The following is a 692-nucleotide window of genomic DNA, read 5'->3' as shown; positions in this document are numbered from 1 at the left end:
TTTAAACGCAACATTAAGAGTCTTAGAAGAATGCTTTAAAGAAGGTAGAACGATAAAACTTAGAGAATTTGGAACATTCAGGGTTATAACCTTAAACAGAACCATAAACTCTCCACTTAGACAGATAGAACTAAAGGACTATAAAACGCTAAGGTTTAAGCCATCTAAGAAGCTAATAAGGAAGCTAAATAGTTTAACTTGATAGTGTTAGTGGAAAGTGTTAGTGATAGTGGAGAAAATGAAAGTGAAAAAGACGCTGACACTAATAGCTATAACGCTTATCCTCCAAAGTCATCAAGGAAAAGCCACGGAAGAAGTATTAGGTAAACAAGAACCTTTAAAAGAAAAGTACCAGCCTTTCTTAGGAACCTTAAAAGAACCTTCACCTTCTCCATACTTACCCCTTAACTGCATTAAACTTTTAAAGAAAATAACTCCTAAGCAATCTAAGCTAAATTTTAGGCTAAAAGCATTCGCAACGCTAAGAAAAGACATTCCAGAAAACCAAAGCTACTACTATGAACCCCCTGTAAATCTTGGAGTAAGAATAGAGATACCACTTATAGACACTCGGGAACGCTACAAACTAAAAAAGCAATATCTACAAGACCTTAAAAACGCTGAGAAACTACTTGAAAACTACTTAAGCACTAAAGCGGAAGTAGAAGAAACCAAAAACTACATAGCTTGGC

At 35.1% G+C, this 692-nt stretch carries 2 protein-coding genes; both read left to right on the top strand.

Features of this window, described 5'->3' with window-relative positions:
- Window positions 1–202: HU family DNA-binding protein (locus ABGX27_00180; GenBank protein ID MEO2067917.1), on the top strand; the 202-nt coding region annotated here is incomplete at its 5' end.
- 42 nt (window positions 203–244) lie between these two features.
- Window positions 245–692 (top strand): hypothetical protein (locus ABGX27_00175; GenBank protein ID MEO2067916.1); only part of this gene is annotated, 448 nt, incomplete at its 3' end.

The sequence above is a fragment of the Desulfurobacteriaceae bacterium genome (assembly GCA_039832905.1).
Lineage (GTDB): Bacteria > Aquificota > Aquificia > Desulfurobacteriales > Desulfurobacteriaceae > Desulfurobacterium.
The sequence above is the reverse complement of the archived record's forward strand: the minus strand, read 5'-3'. Positions and strand labels throughout refer to the sequence as shown.